21 protein-coding genes and 2 pseudogenes are annotated in these 21,536 nt (G+C 65.0%); 1 reads left to right on the forward strand and 22 read right to left on the reverse strand.

The window, feature by feature from the left end:
• Positions 1-412 precede the first annotated feature (412 nt).
• On the forward strand, positions 413-982 hold the full coding sequence (locus FXV83_RS36885; RefSeq protein WP_148744572.1) for a GNAT family N-acetyltransferase: 570 nt from the start codon (positions 413-415) through the stop codon (positions 980-982).
• Positions 983-1,463: 481 nt separating this feature from the next.
• Here the strand turns inward: FXV83_RS36885 and FXV83_RS36895 are convergent.
• The 22 genes and pseudogenes from FXV83_RS36895 to FXV83_RS36990 form a co-directional block, all read right to left on the reverse strand.
• Positions 1,464-2,554 (reverse strand): annotated as a pseudogene (locus FXV83_RS36895) (sigma-54-dependent transcriptional regulator); the annotation flags it as partial.
• A complete protein-coding gene (locus tag FXV83_RS36900; protein WP_148744574.1) occupies positions 2,551-4,251 on the reverse strand; it encodes a hydrogenase maturation protein in 1,701 nt (566 codons plus the stop codon). The gene FXV83_RS36900 and the pseudogene FXV83_RS36895, both read right to left, overlap by 4 nt.
• Before the next feature lie 8 nt (positions 4,252-4,259).
• On the reverse strand, positions 4,260-5,300 hold the full coding sequence (gene hypE / locus FXV83_RS36905) for a hydrogenase expression/formation protein HypE (protein ID WP_148744576.1): 1,041 nt from the start codon (positions 5,298-5,300) through the stop codon (positions 4,260-4,262).
• Positions 5,297-6,439 (reverse strand): hydrogenase formation protein HypD, encoded by a 1,143-nt coding sequence (hypD, locus tag FXV83_RS36910; protein WP_148744578.1) that lies wholly within the window; start codon positions 6,437-6,439, stop codon positions 5,297-5,299. Before hypD ends, hypE begins: the two co-directional genes overlap by 4 nt.
• Positions 6,436-6,672 carry a HypC/HybG/HupF family hydrogenase formation chaperone gene (locus FXV83_RS36915; protein ID WP_148744580.1) on the reverse strand — a complete coding sequence of 79 codons (237 nt, stop codon included), beginning with the start codon at positions 6,670-6,672 and terminating at the stop codon, positions 6,436-6,438. The genes hypD and FXV83_RS36915 overlap by 4 nt, the downstream gene beginning before the upstream one ends.
• Positions 6,672-8,924 (reverse strand): carbamoyltransferase HypF, encoded by a 2,253-nt coding sequence (hypF, locus tag FXV83_RS36920; RefSeq protein WP_187436422.1) that lies wholly within the window; start codon positions 8,922-8,924, stop codon positions 6,672-6,674. Before hypF ends, FXV83_RS36915 begins: the two co-directional genes overlap by 1 nt.
• A gap of 2 nt (positions 8,925-8,926) precedes the next feature.
• Complete coding sequence (hypB, locus tag FXV83_RS36925; protein WP_148744583.1) at positions 8,927-9,847, reverse strand: hydrogenase nickel incorporation protein HypB; 921 nt, start codon at positions 9,845-9,847, stop codon at positions 8,927-8,929.
• On the reverse strand, positions 9,847-10,188 hold the full coding sequence (gene hypA, locus FXV83_RS36930) for a hydrogenase maturation nickel metallochaperone HypA (protein WP_148744585.1): 342 nt from the start codon (positions 10,186-10,188) through the stop codon (positions 9,847-9,849). Before hypA ends, hypB begins: the two co-directional genes overlap by 1 nt.
• The gene (locus FXV83_RS36935) at positions 10,181-11,275 is read right to left on the reverse strand and encodes a nickel-dependent hydrogenase large subunit (protein WP_148744587.1); all 1,095 of its coding nucleotides are present in this window, start codon (positions 11,273-11,275) and stop codon (positions 10,181-10,183) included. The genes hypA and FXV83_RS36935 overlap by 8 nt, the downstream gene beginning before the upstream one ends.
• Positions 11,272-11,799 (reverse strand): [NiFe]-hydrogenase assembly chaperone HybE, encoded by a 528-nt coding sequence (hybE, locus tag FXV83_RS36940; RefSeq protein ID WP_148744589.1) that lies wholly within the window; start codon positions 11,797-11,799, stop codon positions 11,272-11,274. Before hybE ends, FXV83_RS36935 begins: the two co-directional genes overlap by 4 nt.
• Positions 11,796-12,005, reverse strand: coding sequence for a rubredoxin (locus FXV83_RS36945; RefSeq protein WP_148744591.1), 210 nt, complete (start codon positions 12,003-12,005; stop codon positions 11,796-11,798). Before FXV83_RS36945 ends, hybE begins: the two co-directional genes overlap by 4 nt.
• Complete coding sequence (locus tag FXV83_RS36950) at positions 12,002-12,865, reverse strand: hydrogenase expression/formation protein (protein ID WP_148744593.1); 864 nt, start codon at positions 12,863-12,865, stop codon at positions 12,002-12,004. The genes FXV83_RS36945 and FXV83_RS36950 overlap by 4 nt, the downstream gene beginning before the upstream one ends.
• Complete coding sequence (locus tag FXV83_RS36955; RefSeq protein WP_148744595.1) at positions 12,862-13,311, reverse strand: thioredoxin domain-containing protein; 450 nt, start codon at positions 13,309-13,311, stop codon at positions 12,862-12,864. The genes FXV83_RS36950 and FXV83_RS36955 overlap by 4 nt, the downstream gene beginning before the upstream one ends.
• 275 nt (positions 13,312-13,586) lie before the next feature.
• Positions 13,587-13,883, reverse strand: a complete 297-nt coding sequence (locus FXV83_RS36960) for a HypC/HybG/HupF family hydrogenase formation chaperone (RefSeq protein ID WP_148744597.1) — start codon at positions 13,881-13,883, stop codon at positions 13,587-13,589.
• 26 nt (positions 13,884-13,909) lie between these two features.
• Positions 13,910-14,491 (reverse strand): HyaD/HybD family hydrogenase maturation endopeptidase, encoded by a 582-nt coding sequence (locus FXV83_RS36965; RefSeq protein WP_148744601.1) that lies wholly within the window; start codon positions 14,489-14,491, stop codon positions 13,910-13,912.
• Between the two features lie 14 nt (positions 14,492-14,505).
• Positions 14,506-15,249, reverse strand: coding sequence for a Ni/Fe-hydrogenase, b-type cytochrome subunit (gene cybH, locus FXV83_RS36970; protein ID WP_148744603.1), 744 nt, complete (start codon positions 15,247-15,249; stop codon positions 14,506-14,508).
• 9 nt (positions 15,250-15,258) lie between these two features.
• Positions 15,259-17,049: a nickel-dependent hydrogenase large subunit gene (locus FXV83_RS36975; RefSeq protein ID WP_148744605.1), complete on the reverse strand. Its 1,791-nt coding sequence runs from the start codon at positions 17,047-17,049 to the stop codon at positions 15,259-15,261.
• 29 nt (positions 17,050-17,078) lie between these two features.
• Positions 17,079-18,170, reverse strand: a complete 1,092-nt coding sequence (locus FXV83_RS36980; protein WP_148744607.1) for a hydrogenase small subunit — start codon at positions 18,168-18,170, stop codon at positions 17,079-17,081.
• A gap of 196 nt (positions 18,171-18,366) precedes the next feature.
• Positions 18,367-18,933, reverse strand: a complete 567-nt coding sequence (locus tag FXV83_RS45250) for a nickel-dependent hydrogenase large subunit (RefSeq protein WP_347341096.1) — start codon at positions 18,931-18,933, stop codon at positions 18,367-18,369.
• On the reverse strand, positions 18,902-19,252 hold the full coding sequence (locus tag FXV83_RS45255; protein ID WP_347341097.1) for a hypothetical protein: 351 nt from the start codon (positions 19,250-19,252) through the stop codon (positions 18,902-18,904). Before FXV83_RS45255 ends, FXV83_RS45250 begins: the two co-directional genes overlap by 32 nt.
• 262 nt (positions 19,253-19,514) lie before the next feature.
• Positions 19,515-19,673, reverse strand: a pseudogene (locus FXV83_RS45260) (nickel-dependent hydrogenase large subunit); the annotation flags it as partial.
• A 122-nt stretch (positions 19,674-19,795) separates the two neighbouring features.
• Positions 19,796-20,728: an NADH-quinone oxidoreductase subunit B family protein gene (locus tag FXV83_RS36990; protein ID WP_235940514.1), complete on the reverse strand. Its 933-nt coding sequence runs from the start codon at positions 20,726-20,728 to the stop codon at positions 19,796-19,798.
• Between the last annotated feature and the right edge of the window lie 808 nt (positions 20,729-21,536).

Here is a 21,536-nt window from a genome sequence, read left to right on the forward strand (position 1 = left end):
AAAGCTGATTATCTAAACACTAGAAAAACAGTGTGTCTTGGACTCGCGCGTTCGACAAGTTTCTGAGAGCATTGATCTCAGGCAATGCTGCTGGTCAGGGACGCAAGCGGTCAGCCGCACTCCTGCAACGTCCGAGCGAGCAGGAACACGATGTGGGGCGACACGCAGGTCCAGAGAAGAAGAGAGCGCTGCGTGCGACCATTACGATGTTCGATAAGTTATCGTTCGAGTTTCTGAGATGTTTTTAGCTAGGAGCGACACGAAGACGCTATCACCTCAGTGTGAGCTAAGGCGTCATCTGACCTTCAACTGCGCGGCGTATCTGTTTTGAATCGGGTGCTGCGGCAGCCTCCTGCCCCATGCCGTCTCTGGATCACGTCGTATGTTGGTTAAACTTAGAAGAGGATATGACATGGTGACCACGCGTGAAGTGTCTATCGATGACGCCACAACGGTGACCCACATGGTTGCTGCACTACTTGCCGAACTTGAGGGCGGACAAAAGCAGGGTGGACTGGATACCCAGCTTGTTGTCGAGCTCCTGGCCATGAAAGAGCGCGTCTATGGTTTTCTGGCTTTCACGGAGGAACGCCCGGTCGGCCTCATTATGTTGTCGGAAAGCGCCGCCCTTTTTGCGGGCGGAACCTACGGTATTATCACCGAACTCTACGTGGTGCCCGATCAGCGATCGTCTGGGGTCGCGATGCGTCTCATTGAGGCTGCGGTGGGCCTGGGTACGCTAAAGGACTGGGTCCAGCTTGAAGTGGGGGCGCCGAGGCAACCCATGTGGAGCCGTAGCCCCAACTCAGCATTGTACTTGAAGGCCGGTTTTGCAGAGATCGGCCCACGCCTCAAGTTGCCGTTACACGGCTTAGCTAGTCAACGTGCGAAAAGTAATGCTGCGGGGAGATCGCGGTTAGATCCTCGGCGGCAACGCGCGCTAGGCCGCTGTATCCCGGATTCGTCTTCGAGAATTGCGTGAGCGTCGATTTGCCGGCGCCCGGTTGACCCGCGACGAAGTTTGTAATGCCGGCTTGTCGCGCGCGGTGAGCGATCGGCAATTGTCGGAGGAGATCCTGGCGGACGCGGTCGAGGCGGCGCTGAGGCTTGCGAATGGGCCGTGATGCGTTGGAACCTCCGTTGGCGATGTGTGGCAATTTCCTGGTGGCTGCAATGAATCTCCGGCCGGAGCAACACTACGAAACTTGATGTGCCCGCACCGGCCGGGTTAGCGTTTCGCACGGCCTTAGAACTTCCCCAAGTTCGCTTAATTCGCACTGGATCGCCGCCTGGGTCTCTCAGGCGGCGGTCCGGATCAAAGCCCGTCAGGGGCTCCCTCCATCTCGTCATTTCGTCGCAGGGCGCGGCGCCATTGTCGGCATTGCCGCCTTGGCCATCATGAAACATGATGGACCTTGGCCGGAGACGACTTGTCTTCGGGAAGGTGGAGATGACACCGTACGCGCAAAGCGCAGATTCGGCCGGTTGAAGGAGCTCTTGACCGCCGACAGCACGCCCTCCGCAATCAGCGGGATGTCCATCGGGCGCTCGCGGAGCGCCGGCATGTGCACCGGGAAGGCGGCGAGGCGGTAGTACAGGTCGCGCCGGAAGCGACCGGCCTCGACCTCGGCCTCCAGGTCGCGGTTGGTCGCCGCCACCACGCGAACGTCGACCTTGCGCACGCGCTGCGCGCCGAGCGGCCGGATCTCGCTCTCCTGCAGCACACGCAGCAGCTTGACCTGGAACGCCGGGGAGGTCTCGCCGATCTCGTCGAGGAAGATCGTGCCGCCATCGGCGACCTCGAACAGGCCGATGCGATCCTGGTAGGCGCCGGTGAAGGCGCCCTTCTTGCAACCGAACAGCTCGCTTTCCAAGAGCTCGTCCGGCAGCGCGCCGCAGTTCTCGACCACGAACGCCTTGTTGGCCCGCGCCGAGCCGTAACGGATCGCGCGGGCCAGAAGCTCCTTGCCGGTGCCGGATTCTCCGTTGATCAGAACCGAGATATCGTAGTCGGCGGCGCGCCTGCCGAGCCCGATCAGGGCGTGCATCGGGCTTTCCGTCGAATGCACGATGCGGTCGAAATCGTAGAGCTGCTTGGCACTCCGCGCTTGACCGAGACGACCTTCTTGATGTGCCCAGAGGTCGCCTTGACGTCGACGCCGGCGGTCTCGGTCTCCTTCTGCAGCCGATAGAGCTGAACCGCCTCTTTGACGGTTTCGACCAGTTGGTCCGGCTGCCAGGGCCTGGTGTATTGATAGATGCCGGCCTCGTTCAGTCCTGCGATGATGTCCTCGGACTCCGAATAGCCGGAAATGATCATCCGCACCGGATCCGGCCAGAGCTCGCGGACGCGCTTCAGGAAGCTCACGCCGGATTCGTGCGGCATCCGCTGGTCGCAGAGGATCGCGTGGACGATCTCGCCCTCCAGCAGCTTCTCCGCATCGGTCGCATTGCCGACGCAGAGCACCTCGAAATCCTCCCTGAGCACGCGCCGCAGCGCTTCCTGCGAGCGGACCTCGTCGTCGACGAAAAGAATGGTTCGCTGAATGCTCACGATGGCACCGCCATGCCGACAGGCCGATCTGGCGCACGCCGGGACCGGTGACCAGCGATGGTCGGCGGCGTGCGCGACTTCGGCACCTTGTGGATGAAATTGTAGCGCGCGACGTGGTAGCTCGGATCGAAGCCGTAGAAATTCAGCTTCATCCGCCGCAGTTCCTCGTCGCGGTAGGATTGCAGGGGCTTCTCGGCCTCATCGGCGGCGCGCCGCTGCCGCTTGGCGGCGAGGCGCATGGCAAAGCCGGCATCCGACGCCATGGTGGCGCCGCGCTGTACAAGGCTTATATCGGCAAGCTCCTCGCCCGATAGCACGCGATCGACGATGCCGAGGCGCCGCGCCTCCGCCACGCCCATCGGGAGCCGGCATTGCGTGATCCGGGTTGCGTTCGCGGCGCCCGCACGGCGCGGCAGCAGATAAGTCCAGTATTCCGAGCCGTAAAGATTGCCCATGTCCTTGTAATGCGGATTGAGGACGATCTGGTCGCTTGCCCAGACCTCGTCGGCGGCAAGACTCAGGAAGACGCCGCCCGCACCCGCATTGCCGCGAATGACCGAGACGACCAGGCGGTCGGTGGTCTCGATGATCGCGCGGGCAAGATCGTCGATCGCATTGATGTTGCGCCAGGACTCATCCGCGGGGCTGTCGGCCGCCTCGATTTCTGCAAGATGAATGCCGTTCGACCAATAATCCCGGCCGCCGGTCAGGAGCAGCACCCTGGTCGGGAGCGCCAGCGCCGCGCGATAGGCCTCGAGCAGGGCCTCACAGTCGCCGGTCGCCATGGCGCCGTTGTAGAAGGAGAACGCGAGCTCGCCGACCTCGCCATGCTCGCGATACCGGATCGGGGCGTAGCCGCCGCCGGGCCGGTGCGGCAGATGCGCCGCCTCGGCGGCGAAGAGTTTCGCCGCCGGCAGCTTCAGGCTCTTCGGCGCGAGCTTCCTGACATGCCCGATCCAGACCGCACCATCGACCGTGGCGCGCGCCAGCGCGCCGTCGCATTGCGCGACGACGGTGCCGGGCACGCCGAAGATGCCGTGCGCCTCATGCGCATCGAACAGCCTGACCTCCTGGAAGGACAGGCTGTCGACAAGGCCCGGCATGCCGTCGGCGCTGTCGATCTTGCGCAGCACGGTCGCGGTGGTGTCGTGCTGCCAGTCGATCGCCCGGCCCGCTTGGCGGCAAGGTCCGCGCACGCGAATGCGCGGGTCGTTCGTGTCCATCGGCTGCGGGGCAGGCCGTCCGGATTCGATCGCCGCGACGGCTTCGAGCACCGCCGCAACCGCGCAGGACGTCACCTCATTGCGGTAGATGCTGGACTTAGGCGCGCGCCGCATCGGGAAGCTGCGGAACGCCCAGACCGGACCGGCGTCGAACTCGCCATCCGCCTGCAAGACCGTGACGCCCCACTCGCTTGCACCGTCCAGAATCGCCCAGTCGAGCGCCGCCGGACCGCGATCGCCGGGCGGACCGGGATGGACGACCAGGCAGCGCAGGCTGCGCCAGACGTCGTTGGGAAACGCCTGCGTCAGGAACGGCGCGATCACAAGGTCCGGCCGATGCAGCGCCACGCTCTCGCGCGTGACCTCGGCATGGTTGTCGAGCTCGACCGCGACATCGTGGCCTCGATCCCTGAGCTCGACATGCAGCCGCTGCGTCAGGCTGTTGAAGGAATGCGACAGGAGCAGGATGCGCATGATTTGCCTCAACAGATTCTCGGCAATTGCTCGCCCGACAGCCAGTCGACGATCCGCCCGCCGCCGAAGCTCGTGGCCATCTGCACGAAATGATGATCGTCGGCCACGACCTCGCCGATGTCGGCGGCGTCGCGGCCAAGCGGATGCGCCCGCATCGCGGCCAGCACTGCAGCAGCATTTTCGGGCGCCACGATCGCGACCAGCTTGCCCTCATTGGCGACATGAAGCGGATCGAGCCCGAGCAGCTCGCACGCTGCCGCGACGCCCGGCTTGACCGGGATCGCCTCCTCGCGAAGATGGAAGCCCAGGTCGGACTGCTGGGCGATCTCGTTCAGCGTGGCGGCAAGCCCGCCGCGGGTGGGATCGCGCATCAGGCGGATGCCGCGGCCGCCGGCTTCGACCATCTTCGCGACGAGATCGTACAGCGCCGCCGAATCCGAGACGATCTCGGTCTCGAAGGCGAGATTCTGCCGCTTCGACATGATCGCCACGCCGTGATCGCCGAGCGTGCCCGAGATCAGGACGCGATCGCCGACGCGGGCATTCTCCGCCGAGAGATCGAGCCCGTGGGGCACGACCCCGACGCCGGCGGTCGAGATGAACAGGCCGTCGGCCTTGCCGCGCTCGACAACCTTGGTGTCGCCGGTGATGATGTGAACGCCGGCCGTGCGCGCAGCCTCGCCCATCGATTCCGCGATCATCTTGAGGTCGGCGAAGCGGAAGCCTTCCTCGATGATAAAGCTTGCAGAGAGGTAGAGCGGGCGTGCACCGGCCATGGCGATATCGTTGACGGTGCCGTGCACTGCAAGCGAGCCGATATTGCCGCCGGGGAAGAACAGCGGCGAGACCACATAGCCGTCGGTCGTCATCACCATGCGCCCGGCACCAACGTCGAATGCCGACTGGTCGTTGCCGCGCGCCAGCCATTCATTGCCGAAGGCCTCGTGGAACAGACCCGAGATCAACTGCGCCATGGCCCGGCCGCCCGAGCCGTGGGACAGGTCGACGCAGCCGTTCCTGATGTCGAGCTTGCGCTGGTAGGCCTTCATGACACGCGCCTTTGCTGGTGGTCGCGGAAGCGGCCATAGGTCCAGTGTGCGGCGCAGGCGCCTTCGGAGGAGACCATGCAGGAGCCCATGGGCGTCTCCGGCGTGCAGACGGTGCCGAACAGCTTGCAGTCGACCGGCTTCTTCACGCCGCGCAGGATGGCGCCGCATTCGCAGGCGGGATTGTCGTCGACGCGCAGCTCGTGCATGTCGAAGCGCACCTCGGCGTCGTATATGGCGTAAGCGCGCTTCAGCTTCAGCCCGCTATAGGGAACCTGTCCGAGCCCCCGCCATTCGAACTGATCGCGCAGCTCGAAGATGTCGGAGACCTCCTCCTTGGCGCGGAGATTGCCGTCGCGGTTCACCGCGCGGCTGTACTGGTTCTCGACCTCGTGCCTATCCTCGTTGACCTGCCGCACCAGCATCAGGATCGCCTGCATCATGTCGAGCGGCTCGAAGCCCGCGATCACCACGGGCTTGCCGAACTCCTCGGCAAAGAACTCGTAAGGGGCCGTGCCGATGATCGTCGAGACATGGGCCGGCCCGACGAAACCGTCGATCTCGACCCGGCCGATGTTGCGGATGTCGGGACTCTCCAGGATGTTCTGCATCGCAGGCGGCGTCAGCACGTGGTTGCAGAACACGGTGAAGTTTTCGAGCTGCTTCTTCTCCGCCAGCCGGATCATGACTGCAGTCGGCGGCGTCGTGGTCTCGAAGCCGATGGCGAAGAACACGACCTCGCGTCCGGGATTGTCCTCGGCGATCCGGATCGCGTCGATGGTGGAATAGACCATGCGGATGTCGGCGCCGCGCGCCTTCGCCTTCAACAGCGATGCGCCCTGCGAGCCGGGAACGCGCATCAGGTCGCCATAGACGCACAGGATGACGTCCGGCCGCTCGGCGAGCCGGATCGCCATGTCGATGCGTCCGGCCGGCAGCACGCACACCGGACAGCCGGGGCCGTGGATCATCCGCACGTTCTTCGGCAGCATGTCTTCGAGGCCGTAACGCGAGATCGCGTGGGTATGGCCGCCGCAGAATTCCATGAAGCGATAGAGCTTTTGCGGATCGGCTGCCGCGCGGATCGCTTTCGCAAGCCCGAGCGCGATCTCCTTGTCGCGAAACTCGTCGGCATATTTCATGACGCGGCTCCCTGCCCCTCGGCGCTAAGCTCGCGCAGCAGCTCGAGCGTCCGCATTGCCTCCTCCGGATCGATCTTCGCCAGGGCATAGCCGACATGGATGATCACATAGTCGCCGACGGCGAGATTCTCGATCAAGGCGACCGATATCTCCTTGCTGACGCCGTCGATCGAGACGATCGCCATCTCGTCGGGCAGGAGCTTCGTGACCTCAGCAGGTATCGCGAGACACATCAGGCGGTTCCTTCCAGGCCGTACTGTTCAAGTTGGAGCGCGGCGATCCAGGCCTGGCCGAGGCTGAGACCGCCGTCATTGGGCGGCACTTGCCGCGGCAGCAGCGGCAAGAGACCGGCGGCGATACAGCCGCGCTCGATCTCGCAACTGAGGATCGCGTTGAGAAAGCAGCCGCCGCTCAGGGCGACGGTCGTGACGCCGGTCTCGCGCGCCGCACGGGCGATCCAGTCGACGCAGGCAGCGGCGAGCGTGCCATGGAACAGCCCGGCCCCCTCGACCGGATCGATGCCCTCGGCCGCAAGGCGCGCAAGCAACGGAAACAGGGACAGCACCCCATCCTCGATCGTCCAGCCGTCTTTCATGGAGCGCGGCGCGCGACCCCGCGCCTCCAGTTTCATCGCGGCTTCGCTCTCATAGCTCTGCACCTGGCAAAGACCGAGCAGCCCCGCCGCCGCGTCGAACAGCCGGCCGGCGCTGGTCGTCACAGGTACGCCCGGCTGGTCGAGCAAGGCATGGAGACGCGCAGCCTGCGGCTGCGCCGCAAACCGGGTCGCGATCGCGTTGCCGCGGGTCAGGCCATGCAATGCGCTTGCAGCCATGCGCCACGGCTCGCGCGCGGCGCGATCGCCGCCCGCCATCTTCATCGGCGCCAGATGGCCGAGCCGCCGGAACTGCGCGCGCTCGCACAGCAGGAGCTCGCCCCCCCAATTGCCGCCGTCGCTGCCCTGGCCGAAGCCGTCGAGCACCAGCGCCAACGCAGATCCCGCGAGGCCATGCTCCGCCATCACGGAGGCGGCATGGGCATGATGGTGCTGGACTGCGATCAGCCGCCGCCCGCTCGCTTCGGCGAAGCGGGTCGAGGCTATGTTCGGGTGCAGATCATGGGCGATAACCGCCGGCTCGACGTCCAGCGTCGACAGCAGGTGGCCGATGGTTTCCTCGAAGACACGGACGCCTTCGGCGGTGTCGAGGTCGCCGACGTGCTGGGAAACGAAGGCCTCGCTGCCGCGCGTGACCGTCACGGTCGACTTCAACGCGCCGCCGACCGCAAGGATCGGCGGCACCGGTCGCGTCAGCCGAACCGGCTCCGGCACGTAGCCGCGGGCACGGCGGATGAACTGCGTCCGGCCGGCGACGACGGCCGCCACGGAATCGTCGGCGCGGGTGACGATGTCGCGATCATGGCTGACGATGAGGTCGGCGATGCCGGCAAGCCGCAGCTCGGCCTCGCGATTGTCGATCAGAAGCGGCTCGCCGCCGGGATTAGCGCTGGTGGCGACGATCGCCCAGCTCTCGCCGGCAAGCGGATGCGCCGCATCCAGCGCCTCGAAGATCAAATGAAGGAGCGGAGTGACCGGCAGCGCGATGCCGATCCGCGCCAGCTCAGGCGCGATCGCCGGCGAGAGCCGATGGCGCGATGTCATCAGCACGATCGGCCGCGGCGACGTCTCGAGCAAGGCGAGCTCGGCAGCAACGGCGTCGGCGATGCCGGCGACCGCGTCTACCGAGCCGACCATGACGGCAAACGGCTTCTGGTCGCGCTGCTTGCGCTGGCGCAGGCGCTGCACGGCCGCCTCGTCCCGGGCATCGCAGACGAGCTGATAACCGCCGAGCCCCTTGACTGCGACGATCTTGCCTGCGGCGATCGCGGCAGCAATGTCCTCGATACCGTGGCTGAGCCGCGGGCCGCATTGCGGGCAGGCGATCGCTTCGGCATGGAAGCGGCGGCTGTCGGGATCGGCATAGTCGCCCGCACAGGCCTTGCACATCGCAAAGCGCTTCATGGCCGTGGTCGCGCGGTCGTAAGGAAGCCGCTCGGCAATGGTATAGCGCGGACCGCAATGGGTGCAGTTGACGAAGGGGTAGCGATAGAACCGGCTGGCTGGATCGAACAGCTCGCTCAGGCATTTTGGACAGGTCGCGGCATCGGCGACGATGCGTGTCGACACCCTGCCCTGGTCGCTCGCGCGGATATAAAACCCCTCGCTCGCCACCGCCCCGACTGGCTGCACCGAGATCTCGTCGATCCGGGCGAGCGGCGGCTTTTCCAGCGGCAGTGCCCTGACGAAGTCCGACGCGCGCTCGCCCTCGACCTCGATGACGACGCCATGGGAATCGTTGGCGACGAAGCCGCCGAGGCGGTAGCGCGTGGCGAGGCCGTAGACATAGGGGCGAAAGCCGACGCCCTGTACCGCGCCGCGCACGTGCAGGCGCAGCCGCCGTCCGTCCCGCGCCGTGGCCTCGCCGCCCATCGTCACTCCGCCGCCGTCATCGCGGCAGGCGTCGTCGCCGCCATCCGCTTGCGGATCCAGGCAAAGAACGCCGCAAAGCCTTCGCCGGTGCGCGCCGACACCGTCAGCACCTCGATCTTCGGGTTGATCCGGCGCGCATAGTCGATTGTCTTCGCCAGATCGAAATCGAGCACGGGCGCGAGATCGATCTTGTTGATCAGCATCAGCGACGAGGCTGCGAACATGTCGGGGTATTTCAGCGGCTTGTCCTCGCCCTCGGTGGTCGAGATCACCACGATCTTGCAGGCCTCGCCGAGATCGAACGCCGCCGGGCAAACCAGGTTGCCGACATTCTCGATGAAGAGCAGGCCGCCGTTCAGCCAGGGCAGCCGGTCATAGGCCTCGCCGACCATGGCGGCGTCGAGGTGACAGCCCTTGCCGGTATTGACCTGGATCGCCGGCACGCCGGTCGCGCGAATGCGCTCGGCATCGTTGGAGGTCTGCTGGTCGCCTTCGATCACGCCGATCGCAAAGCTTGCCTTCAGCTCGGACACGGCGCGGACCAGCAGCGAGGTCTTGCCGGCGCCGGGGCTGGAGACCAGGTTGAAGGCGAGCACGCCGTCGGCCGCGAAGCGGGCGCGGTTGTCGGCCGCAAGCCGGTCGTTCTTGCCGAAGATGTCGCGCTCGACCTGGATGATGCGGTCGCTGCTCATGCCGGCGATCTTCTGGCCCGCGGGATTGGCGCCGCAGTCGAGCAGCCCGGCCTCATCGGGGGCGTGGTCGTGGGCACCACCGTGGTGATGGTGGTGACCGTGGTCGTGGCCATGACCGCGGTGATGATGATGGTGCCCGCCGTGCTCATGGCCATCGCCGTGATCATGATGATGACCATGCGCATCTTCGATCGATGCCTTGCCGTCGCTGCAGCCGCAGACCGTACACATCAGCCGATCTCCAATTCCCTGACGCGCATCTCTTCGCCGCCCGTCACCTGCAATTGGTAGCCGCCGCAGGACGGGCACGGCTCGTAACGCTGCCCGATCTCAACGGTTTTGGAACAGGCCATGCACCAAGCCGTGCCGGGCGTCTCGACGATCTCGAGCCGCGCGCCTTGCGCGATGGTCCGCGCGGCCACGGCCTCGAAGCAGAATTTCAGCGCCTCCGGCGCGACATGGCTCAGCGCACCGATCTCCAGACAGACGACGTTCACCTTGGTGAAAGCGCGCTTGCGCGCTTCCTCCTCGACGATACCGACGATGCCTTCGCACAGCGCCATCTCATGCATGGCCGGCCTCGCGAAATTGCAGGCTGAAGCCGACGCAGGGATCGAAGGAGCCGACCAGCGCGCGAATCGCGTCCTGTCCCTGCCGGCCGGTCGCGAGCGTCGCGCCCTTGAGGCTCCTGACCAGCGGTCCGCGGGCGTGAAAATTCCACTCGGTCGGTGCCAGGAACTCGAAGTTGACGACGCGATCCTCGTCGTCCAGTGCGACGGCGTGATGGAGGCGCCCGCGTGCGCATTCGACCGCGGCTGCCCCTTTGCCCGCGCCGAGCCGGTAGCTCGCGACGACGCCTTCATCGAGATCCGCATCGCCACGATCGAGCCAGGCGCAGAGCCGCGCGACCTCGGCAATCCGCGCCTTCAGACGCGCGGCGGAGCCCGCTTCCGCCGCCGAGACCGCTTCACGGCGTGCCGTGCGCGCCCAGACGCCGGTTTCCGGAATCCGGCCGCAGAGGTCCGGCGCATCGGAATAGGCCGCACCGTCCGCCAGCAGACGCGTGACGATGTCTAAATCGTCCGCCACCGTCAGGAAGGATGGATCGGCCTCCGGCTCTGACACCAGCTTGCCGTGGCATCCCGCGACGGAGGCGGCGAGCGGGCTGCCCGGCGCGAGCGTCTCGTCTTCTTCGCCGGCGATCCCCATCGCGCCGAGCGCGGCCTTGATCTGCACCACCGCGTCGCGATGCAAGGCCGGCGGGACGGCCTCGTCCGCGCCCCCAAGCAGCGCGCTTGCCTGCATTACGGCGCGCACCGCGGGAGCGTTTGTGCCGTCGAGCGCGAGCCGTCCGACGAACAGGCCGCGCAGCAGTTCGGTCAGCCGCTCGACGACGACTGCGGTGACGCGGCGCCGCACCGTTGCGGGAGCCGCCTCCCGCCCTTGCGCGGCTTCCACCGCCGACTGGAACGCCACGTGATGGGCGATCGAGCACAGCGAGAACAGACGCGGCAGCACCGGAAGCAGCGAAGCCGCGGGCTTTCCCGCAAACAGCCGCGTCAGCGGCGGCCGGTTGCGCGGCTTGATCGCGACGTCGGCGATCGTGGCGCCGGACAACAGCACCGTAATATCGATCTCGTTGCGGAACGAGAGACTCATGCATGCCGCTCCGTCAAGGCACCCCGCAGGAAGTTACGCCGATCGATCGGGCTTGTCGCGGGCTCGCGGCGGCGAACCGCCTCCTCGCTGTCCGCCGGCAGCATCAATTCGGCAAGCGTGGCTTCGGCCGTCGCTCGCGCGGCATCCATGTCCGCGAATTGGAACATCGGCGAGAACAGCGAGCAGCTCACGATCCGGCCGATCCGGGCGACCTCGCTGAGGGTGAATTCGATATCGCCCGCGGGAAAACGCATTCGCACGGTCGCGCCCGAGGTGGCTGGCGTCACCGCGCCCGCCGGCATCGCCACGTTCATGAACCACGGCGTGACCATGATGCCGACGATCATGCCGTTGAAGGGACGGAAACCGACCGCCTCGACGCCGAGCGCATCGTTGTAGATGGGTAGATCGCGCATCGCGCGCTCGCCGATCTCCCGGTAGCCTGCGGCCAGAAGCTCGCCCCACGCCGCGGCGTCGGCGTCGCCGGCAGGACCCGACGCACTCGCTGGCGCGCTGCCTGTCATGTTTCGATCGCCATGAACTTGGATTTTGGCGCGTCGCAATTCGGGCAGTGCCACTCCTCCGGCAGCGCCGCGAACGGCGTGCCCGGCGCGATCTGCGCTACCTCATCGCCATCCGCCGGATCGTAGACGGTCCAGCAGATGCCGCATTCCAGCCGCGTGACGTCGGCGACGTCCTGGCGCACGCCAAAATTCTCGAAGCCGCTCATTTGAAGTAGGCCTCGATGATTTCCTGCAGCCGCTCGGCGGAATCCTCGAAATCCTCGTCCGCTGCCAGCGCAACCGTCGGCACGCCGCCGACTTCGAGCGTATCGAGAATGATAGTGTCCATGGCGTTGAAGAACTGCACCGACCAGACATTGCGGATGCCGGTGGAGAGCACCCGGCAGGTGCCGTAGCCGTGCGACACCAGCTGAATCGGTCCGTTCCGGATCGTGTCCTGCAGGAAGCTCATGTCGACCGGGCTCATCGGCAGAAGCGTGAAATTGATGATCTGCGAGCGAATGCCGGGGCGCCAGGCCTGTGCCCGCTCGCGGATTTCGGCGAGCACCGGCAGCATGTTCATGGCGCCTTCCGGCACCTGCCCGATCTCGAAATCGGCGGATGTCAGGTCGGCAGCCGCACGCTTGACGATCTCGGGAACCGCGCCGATCTCGATATATTCGGAAGTGGCGTCGGTCTCGAGCCGCACACGCCAAATTCCCGCCAGCACCGATTCCTGGATCTGCGCCAGCGATCCGTCCGGCAGCGCGACGACGCCGGCGACCTCGCCTTCGCCGAGCACGTCGGCCACCAGCTTGCTCTCGAGATCGTTGAGATTGGCCAGCCGAAACAGTCTTGTCGGCGCGTTCGCCTTTTGATCCGCGATGGCATCCGCGATCCTCGAGAGCAGCGCGACCGCGTTCGGGCAGCTCTTTGCAAGCTCCGCACTGTCGAGCGTTGCAAGCTTTGCGAGCGCGCCGGCCGCCGTCAGGCTGCCCTTCGCTGCATTGAGACTCTCGTCGCCGATCGGAAACACGTTGACTGGTTGCTCGGCGCCTTCGGGCGCATCCCAGAAGCCGGCCTTCATAGCCCGACCTCTTGTGCGCGATGCTGGGGAACGATGGTGACGGCGGCGACTGCGGCGCCTTGCCCGCGCGGCCGGTCGATCAGCTTGGTGATGCGGTCGGCATAGACCGACCAGTCCTGGATCTTGGCGATCAACCCCAGCGCCTTGCCGTTGGCGACGAAGATCAGCGTCGGCTGCACCCGCACCTCGAAGCGCTCGCCGAGCACACGCTCAGCGTCGCGTGCGATGATCGCACCGCGCAGCCGATTGCCGAACGCTGCGATAAGCTCGGGCAGCACCACGGCGACATCGATTGCCTCCGGAAAGCGGTTGGGATCGCCCGCCGACAGCAGCACCGCGACCGCACCGACCTCGTCCGCTCCGCCAAGAAAATGATCGACCGTCGCAGCATCGACCTCGGGCAGACCACTCCGCGCCAGATCATGCTTTCCCACCTGGAATTCCATCGAACCTCTCCTGACCAGCTTGTGTTTTTGCCGAACTAGAGGTTAGCAAGCCACGTGCCAGGATCGGTTATCACATGTCCGGATTTATCCGATTGATCCAGATCATGTATTTCTTGGCGCCGACTGTAAGCCAAGCTTCAATGGAAAGATACTTGCCATATCTGGTGAGAGCTGTCTTTGCAGGTAGAAATCGACCTTCCAGGCGCACAGCGGCCGCCGAGGCCGGCCGGTCACTGATGTTGTCAACGCATCAAACGGGAGAAGCAGCGGCGATCCTAGTCGGACCGCAGGTGCTCGGGTAGTTGCGGCTCGCGGTCGATGAGGTCGGCGAAGAAGCGGTCGCAATCCTCGCCGTCGAGCGCCGCGCTGAGACCTTCGATCGCATTCGCGATCAGGCGTGCCTCGTCCTCGTCCAGCAGCCGGATCGCGGTGTCGATATAGACCAGCACCTTGGCGCCGACCGGAGGATTCGAGAGCAGCAGCACAGAGACGGGGCGCTGCTCGCCGCGATACGCGCACAGCGCCGAGATCCCGTCGGTCTCGACAATCGTCATGGGCAGGCCGAGGCACATGGGCAAATCTCCGGCAGTGTGGCCGATCAGGCCGGCCGCGTCTCGTAATGGAGATGATCGATGTCATTGGCGAGCAGCCGCTCGATATCTGCCAATGGCTCGGCGCGCTGGCTCACCGTGAGGCCCCATTCGGCCAGGATGGCGCAAGCGAGATTGATCGCCGGCGCGATCTGGTCGCGCACCGGCGGCGTCAGCGGCCCGCCCCAGTCTTCGAGATCGAGCGGCTGGCAGCCGATCAGCACCAGATGTTTCGGGCAACGGCCGAGCAGGTCGGCCGCGCTGATGACTTCCTGGAAGCCGGTCTGGTGCAGGCTCATCTTCTTGGCGCCGGTGAAACGCGGCACCTCGTCGTCACGCACAAGCTTCAACTGGCCGGGCTCGAGGCCATAGTCGATCGCGTCGAACACGATCAGGCGGTCCGCCTCTTCCAGATAGTTGACGAGATAGAGCCCCTGCGTGCCGCCATCGAGGATGGTGACGTTGTCGGGCACGGCGTAGCGGCGGTGAAACTCCTCCACCGCGCGCACGCCAAACCCTTCGTCGGCCCACAGGATATTGCCGATGCCGAGCACCAGGATGCGATCGTCTTGCGAGAATGTCGGCTTCACTTGGCGTTCCCGTCTCAGTCGCGGAATTGCCGTTCGCCCGAGATCATCGAGGAGATGATGCTCTGGCGCGACATGATGTCTTCGCGGATCGCGGCGTAGATGTGCACCATCACGAACACGACCAGCGCCCACATCCCGAGATGATGCCAGGTGTGGACGTCCTGGCTGTTCGGCCAGATCGCAAACACCCAGCCGAACAGCTTGTGCTGCCAGCTGTCGATGCCCTGACCTTCCGAATATAGTGCAAAGCCGGTGACGATCATGAAGGCCACGAACAGCGTGAAGCCCGTGACCATCGCGGTCTGCGCCAGCGGATTGTGGCCGACATGCATCTTCGGCTCGCGCTCCAGGAACGCGTACCAGCGGATTTCGTGCAGCACTTCGTTCCAGAACTGCTTGCGGTGAACCGGGATGTAGAAGATCTGCCGAGAGTGGTGGTTGCCGACGAAAGCCCACAGGATGCGCGTGAGGAAGAATACCGCAAGCACCTGCCCCGCGGCGAAATGGGCGAAGCGGATGTAGCCCATCACGAAATTGTCGGACGCCTCGCCCGCGACCGTCGGCAACGGCGTTCCGATCAGATAGCCGGTCACCATAAGCACGATAATCGAGAACGCGTTCACCCAGTGACAGATCCGTACCGGCGCTTCGTAGACATAGACGCTGGGACGACCCACCGCACGTTCTCCGGAAGCATCGGCTGCGATCGCCGCGAGGTCGGGCCTGGCGTCCGAGGCAGGAGCAACTGCATCCATCATGATCCTCTCCTACCTGACCTTGACCTTGGCGAGCTCCTGGCCGTCCGGGCTCATGACGTGCGTCGAACAGGCCAGGCACGGATCGAAGGAATGGATGGTGCGCAGGATCTCCAGCGGCTGCTCGGGATTGACCATCGGTGTGTTCATCAGCGACGCCTCGAAGGCGCCAATATTTCCCTTGGGGTCGCGCGGCGAGCCGTTCCAGGTCGTCGGCACCACGCACTGGTAGTTGTCGATCTTGGTGTCCTTGATCTTGACCCAGTGCGCGAGCGCGCCGCGCGGCGCCTCGGTGAAGCCGACTCCCTTGGCCTCCTTCGGCCAGCTCTCCGGCTTCCACTTGTCGACATTGGCGGTCGAGCTGTCGCCGGCCTTGATGTTGGCGACGAGCTTGTCCTGGAAGTAGCGCATCTGGCGTCCGGCCCAGACGGATTCGAGCGCACGCGCCGCCGTGCGGCCGAGCGTCGAGAACAGCGCCGACATCGGCAGGTTCAGATCCCGAAGGAACTTGTCGACGGGATCCTTGAACTCCGCCTTGTTCTGCGCGTAGCCGACGACCCAGCGCGCCAGCGGGCCGACCTCCATGGCGTGACCGCGCCAGCGTGGCGCCTTGATCCAGGAGTACTTGCCGCCTTCGTCGAGCTGCTCGATCGCCGTCTTGGTGCCCTTCGCGTTGGGTCCCAGCACGTAATTCGGCTCGGTGACGCCGTCCCAGGGATGAAGTCCCTTGGTCTCGTCGGGATATTTGTACCAGGAGTGCACCACGAACTCCTGGATCTCGTCGGGATTGGCGTGGTCGACCGGAAGCACCTCGGACAGGTTGCCGTTGATAATGGCGCCGCGCGGCAGCTTCAGGCTCTTGGCGGAATAGTCGTTGGCATGTTCTGGTACATCGCCATACGAGAGCACGCTCTGGCTCGAAAGGCCGCCGCCATAGAGCCAATCCTTGTAGAATGAGCCGATCGCCGCCACGTCGGGCAGATAGACCATTTCGTTGAACTCGATCAGTCGGTCGATGATCGAGGAGATCAGGTTCAGCCGTTCCATGTTGATGGCGCCGACAGCGCCGGTCCCGTCGACATTGATCGGACAGGGCACGCCGCCGACGAGCCAGTTAGGATGCGGGTTCTTGCCGCCGAAGATGGTGTGAATCTTGACGATCTCCTTCTGGAAATCGAGCGCCTCCAGATAATGCGCCACGGCCATCAGATTGGCTTCGGGCGGCAGCCTGTAGGCCTTGCTGCCCCAATAGCCATTCTTGAATGGACCGAGCTGTCCGGACTCGACGAACTTCTTCAGCCGGGTCTGCAGATCCTTGAAGTAGCCGGGCGACGACAGCGGCCAGCTCGAGATCGACTGCGCTAACGTCGAGGTCGCCCGCGGATCGGCCGAGAGCGCGGAAACGACGTCGACCCAATCCAGCGCGTGAAGGTGATAGAAATGGACGACGTGGTCGTGCACCTGCAGGGCAAGCTGCATCAGGTTGCGGATCGAATTGGCGTTCTCCGGGATGGTGATCCCGAGCGCGTTCTCGACCGCGCGCACCGAGGTCAGCGCGTGCGTGCCGGTGCAGACGCCGCAGATCCGTTCGGTGAACGCCCAGGCGTCGCGCGGATCGCGGTTCTTCAGGATCACCTCGATGCCGCGCCACATCGTGCCAGTGGAGACCGCGTTGCGGATGACGTTGTCGGCGTCGACATTGACCTCGACCCGCATGTGACCTTCGATACGTGTCACGGGGTCCACGAGGATGCGCTTGCCGGAATTGTCGAGATTGAAGCCGTTGGGAGTCTGGATAACCATGATTGTCCTGCCCTGCTGTGTCTTTTCGATCAGCTATTGTGGTCGGCGTCTTCGCGCTTGGTCGCGAGCCGCTTGACAGCGGTCACAGCCGCATGCGCAGCCACCGCGGCGCCGACGGCGCCGGCCGCCACCATGCCGATCTGATCGGCGTTCTTCTCGATGCCGAACTGCTTAATATTGGTGAGACGGTCGTAGAACGAGCCCTTGTCCCAGAAGCCGTCCTCCGAGCAGCCGATGCAGCCGTGACCCGACTGGATCGGGAAGGACACGCCGCCGTTCCAGCGCACGGTCGAGCAGGCGTTGTAGGTGGTCGGCCCCTTGCAGCCCATCTTGTAGAGGCAATAGCCCTTGCGCGCGGCCTCGTCGTCCCACTCCTCGACGAACTGCCCCGCGTCGAAATGCGGGCGCCGGTAGCACTTGTCATGAATGCGCTGCGAGTAGAACATCTTCGGTCGGCCCTGGCGATCGAGCTCGGGCAGCTTGCCGAAGGTGATGATGAAGGTGACGACGCCGGTCATCACCTCGGCGATCGGGGGGCATCCCGGCACCTTGATGATGGGCTTGTTGGTGATCACCTTGTCGATCGGAGTTGCCTGTGTCGGATTGGGCTTTGCCGCCTGCACGCAGCCCCAGGAGGCGCAGGCGCCCCAGGCGATGATTGCCATCGCGTCCTCGGCCATCATCTTCAGCTTCTCGACGAACGGCTTGCCGCCGTCGATGCAGAACATCCCGCCTTCGTTCAGCGGCGGATTGCCTTCCACCGCGAGGATATACTGGCCTTTGTGCTTGGCGCGGGTCTCCTCGAGGATGGCTTCGGCCTGGTGGCCCGCAGCCGCCATGATGGTGTCGTCGTAGTCGAGCGAGATCATCGACAGCACCGCATCCTTGACCAGCGGATGCGCGGAGCGGATGAAGCTCTCCGAACAGCAGGTGCATTCGAGGCCGTGCATCCAGATCACGGGCACGCGCGGCTTAGTCTCGAGCGCGTTCGCGATGCGGCTCGCCGCCAGCGGTCCGAGGCCGAGGCTCGTCGCCGTCAGGCTGCAGAATTTATGAAAGCTCCGACGCGTGATGCCTTGCCGCCTGATCACGCTGTAAAACGTTTCCGTCGCCGCGCCCATGAATCCTCCCGCCTTCGGCTTTGACTTTTCGATGACGCAGGGTAGCAAGAAGCAGGCCAACAGGCTGGAGAGATTCAAAAGTGGAGAGATTCCATAACATTGCGAATTTGAACCACTTTCATGAACGGTACGCGAGGACGCTGCCAACACGAGAAGCGGAAACAATTCGATTTGCAGCCGGCAACGAAGTTTCCGGTCAATGCGCGGTGCACACCATGCAGGGATCGAACGAGCGCACGATGTGCTGGATCGCAACCGCACGCGGGCCGGCGTCGCCGACATCAGTGCCGACCAGCGCCTGCTCCAGCGGGCCGCCGACGTCGAAGGAATCGCGCGGCGAGAAATTCCAGGTGGTCGGCGCGATGATCTGGTAGCGCTCGATCTTGCGGTCGCGCACCGCCATCCAGTGCCCGAGACTGCCGCGGGCGGCCTCGACCAAGCCGACATAGCTTCCGTCGGGGAGCTCGCGCGATTTGTCGCAGAACGGCTCCGACAGCCGCAGCGCGCGCGTCCACTGCTCCATGGCAAGCGCGATGCGCGCGGTCTCGATCAGCCGTGCGATCACGCGGCTGCGCATGTTGGTGCCGTCCCGCGCGACCAGATCCATGATCAGTGCCTGGCCCGCCACCGTCTGGCGCGCGATCGCACCGACCTTGATCGGCTGGCCCGACAGCCGCGGCGCCTTGCACCAGCTATAGGCCGCCGGCTTGTCGGGATCTGGGACTGTGCTGCTATGGCCGGGATCCGCAAAGGAATCCCGCATCCAGGCATGCGAGACGTCCTCGGTGATCTGCGTCAGCGGCAGCGGTTCGACGGATTGCGCGCTGGCTGAACAGGCCGCGCGGAAACGACTCGCCGTCGATACCATGATAGGCGCCGTAGCTCATCATCAGCCCCGTGCCCCGACCGAGCCCGGTCAATGCCAGACTGTCCGCAAGCCGCAGGAAATGCGCGAAGTCGCCGCCGCGGCCATCGCGCCAGCCGTCCAGCTCGTCGGCGGTTGCGATCGCCAGCACGTTCTCCAGCGAATCCGCGAAGACGATACGCTCGAGGAAACCTCGAAACGCCGTCGTGATCGACAAGAGCCGGATCCGCTCGCCGAGATCGATGGCGCGCGTGGTGCCGCCGGGCTGGAACGCCAGGCTGTGGGGCCATTTTCCGGCAATGATCCCATGGTCTCGAGCAGCCGCGCCCGCGCCGGCAAGGCACCGCGCTACCGCGGGTGGCGGCAAAGCGCTCGCGCGCCTCCTCGTGCCAGCCATGGGCGGCATAGGCCTCGCGGGCAAAGTCCGGCATAAAGAAGATGTAGAAATGGGTCAGATGGTCGGCCGCGTTCTCCGCGGCATGGGCGATGTTGGTGGCGGGCAACCCGTTGGACGCCGCCTCGATCGACATGGCGGCGCGCAGGGCGGCCGCAGCCGCGACCGATTGCGAGACCGAACAGATGCCGCAGATCCGCGGTGCCAGCGCCAGCGCATCGAGCGGCGGCCGACCTTCCAGGATCTGCTCGAAACCTCGCTAGAGCGGCGCCGTCACCTCGGCGCGCATGACGCGGCCACTCTCGACATCGAGGCGGACTTCGAGATCGCCCTCGACGCGGTTGAACGGGCCGATCGTGATCCGCGTCATGGCTTGCCCTTCGTCGTCGCGCGACCCGGCGGCACGACCACATGGTCGGCGGTCGCGTTAAGCCGCACGCGGCGCGGCGTCGCGGACTTCGACAACGCGGCGAGCGCGACGAACCACGCCTTCGGCATGTCGGTCGGAAGCCCGACCGGAATGCCCGCGAGCTTGGCGGTCTCCAGAAAGTTCTGCGCCCCTTCGAAGCCCGGCGACGTGCAGGCGATGCAGGCATAGCCGCCCTTGGTGCAGGAGCCGCCGCCGTTCCAGGAGCGCTGGTTGCAGTCGCCGACCGCCTGCGTCGCCTTGCAGCCCAGATGCTCCATCAGGCAGCCGCGCTCCGACATGGTCTCGGCGCTGGCCTTGAACTCGTAGAACTCGTTGCGCGAGCAGCCGTGATGGGCAAGGTGATTGGCGACGAATTTGGGCCGCCCGTAGGAATCGAGGTCGGTGGCGGCAAGGTCGTTGGTGGTCAGTGCTAGGATGGTTTCCATCATCCAGCCCGGATGCGGCGCGACGTTGATGACGGAAAGACCGAGCCGCGAGCGGAAGTCCGCGCCCAGCGCACCGCCGCTGTCGGCCCCTTCGAATTGCAAGCCGACCGCATCGGTCGGGTTCGATCCGGCGGCCGGCACGCCGCCATAGGCCGCACAGCTTCCGACCGCGATTACATAGTCGGCGCGCGGCGCAGGATCGAGCATCCAGCGATAGACCGAACGGTTGGTGCCCGCGAGCATGTTGAAGCGGCCGGTGTCGTTCGGCTCCCGCGCCACTGATCCTTTCAGCAGGAGCAGGTCGAGTAGCACCTCGACCACCTCCTCGCCGGTCTCTTCGCTGACCGACGGATGCCATAGCAAGTTGATGCCGAACTGCCTAAGCTCGTCGAACCAGCCGGACGCGATGCACTTTAGCCAAGACCGGAGCTCCTCTCGTATGATCTTTCTGTCAACGTGTCATACCAAGGGGCAACATTTGGGCCAGACGGCAACCGCTGTGCCGAGGCGCCTTGTATTTGGACCCAAGTTTTTGCCTTACGAGAAGAATTGGCCTTATTGGCACTTTTGAGCTCACGATGCGCAGCCCTGGAAACCAACTAACCAAAAGCGCAAACATAGTTTGATGCTTAATCGCGAAATGCTCGCATCATAGATAGCCAGCAGGACGGCCCGCGCGCCTACATCAAGCCATCGGGAAAGGCGGATCGTCCGGCGGCGCAACGGGCGATGCCTCGGCCATCACGCTTCCCGGCGGCGTATCGGGCGATGTGACCCGCGGCGCCTCAGCTTCGACAGCCGGACGATTGGCTTCCCGAACGAGGGAACCGGACCCCTCCGTCATGGGCGTCACGCGGCCAGGGAACGCGTCGCGCAAGCGCTGCAAGGCTTGGGGGACGCGAGCGGTCCATCCAACGGAGCGTCCGTTCTAGCGCAAGCCTGGCGTTATGCTTTCGCGACGTCCGGACTACGCGATTGAGCTTCGCGATCCGAAAGGATGGGCTCTTGTCGGATCCTGCCGCACTCGAGCGGAGCTTCGCTCTATGGACGGTCGAGAGGCCTAATCTCAGCCCCCAGCAGCGCAGGAAGTCGGGTTGCCAACTTTGCATTCTTCGGCATCATTGCTCTGCTTTCTTGGACTTAGTTCAGTTGCTTCGGCTGTACCCGAGTTGAAACTCATTGGCCGACTGGCATCCCCCTGGCCGAGAGGATCCGTACCTGTACATCTCTCGGCTTCGCCAAATAGGGTGAC

The organism is Bradyrhizobium hipponense (assembly GCF_008123965.1).
Classification (GTDB): domain Bacteria; phylum Pseudomonadota; class Alphaproteobacteria; order Rhizobiales; family Xanthobacteraceae; genus Bradyrhizobium; species Bradyrhizobium hipponense.

Bases quoted from the DNA above. Each gene is read 5' to 3' on its own strand.
- hypD (WP_148744578.1), bottom strand. From the start codon at position 6,439: ATGAAATATGCCGACGAGTTTCGCGACAAGGAGATCGCGCTCGGGCTT.
- FXV83_RS36975 (WP_148744605.1), bottom strand. From the start codon at position 17,049: ATGGTTATCCAGACTCCCAACGGCTTCAATCTCGACAATTCCGGCAAG.
- hybE (WP_148744589.1), bottom strand. From the start codon at position 11,799: ATGACAGGCAGCGCGCCAGCGAGTGCGTCGGGTCCTGCCGGCGACGCC.
- FXV83_RS36885 (WP_148744572.1), top strand. From the start codon at position 413: ATGGTGACCACGCGTGAAGTGTCTATCGATGACGCCACAACGGTGACC.
- cybH (WP_148744603.1), bottom strand. From the start codon at position 15,249: ATGATGGATGCAGTTGCTCCTGCCTCGGACGCCAGGCCCGACCTCGCG.
- FXV83_RS45250 (WP_347341096.1), bottom strand. From the start codon at position 18,933: ATGCGGGATTCCTTTGCGGATCCCGGCCATAGCAGCACAGTCCCAGAT.
- FXV83_RS36900 (WP_148744574.1), bottom strand. From the start codon at position 4,251: ATGCGCATCCTGCTCCTGTCGCATTCCTTCAACAGCCTGACGCAGCGG.
- FXV83_RS36955 (WP_148744595.1), bottom strand. From the start codon at position 13,311: ATGGAATTCCAGGTGGGAAAGCATGATCTGGCGCGGAGTGGTCTGCCC.
- FXV83_RS36945 (WP_148744591.1), bottom strand. From the start codon at position 12,005: ATGAGCGGCTTCGAGAATTTTGGCGTGCGCCAGGACGTCGCCGACGTC.
- hypF (WP_187436422.1), bottom strand. From the start codon at position 8,924: ATGGGCGGCGAGGCCACGGCGCGGGACGGACGGCGGCTGCGCCTGCAC.
- hypE (WP_148744576.1), bottom strand. From the start codon at position 5,300: ATGAAGGCCTACCAGCGCAAGCTCGACATCAGGAACGGCTGCGTCGAC.
- FXV83_RS36935 (WP_148744587.1), bottom strand. From the start codon at position 11,275: ATGAGTCTCTCGTTCCGCAACGAGATCGATATTACGGTGCTGTTGTCC.
- hypA (WP_148744585.1), bottom strand. From the start codon at position 10,188: ATGCATGAGATGGCGCTGTGCGAAGGCATCGTCGGTATCGTCGAGGAG.
- hypB (WP_148744583.1), bottom strand. From the start codon at position 9,847: ATGTGTACGGTCTGCGGCTGCAGCGACGGCAAGGCATCGATCGAAGAT.
- FXV83_RS36915 (WP_148744580.1), bottom strand. From the start codon at position 6,672: ATGTGTCTCGCGATACCTGCTGAGGTCACGAAGCTCCTGCCCGACGAG.
- FXV83_RS36950 (WP_148744593.1), bottom strand. From the start codon at position 12,865: ATGAAGGCCGGCTTCTGGGATGCGCCCGAAGGCGCCGAGCAACCAGTC.
- FXV83_RS36960 (WP_148744597.1), bottom strand. From the start codon at position 13,883: ATGTGCCTCGGCCTGCCCATGACGATTGTCGAGACCGACGGGATCTCG.
- FXV83_RS36980 (WP_148744607.1), bottom strand. From the start codon at position 18,170: ATGGGCGCGGCGACGGAAACGTTTTACAGCGTGATCAGGCGGCAAGGC.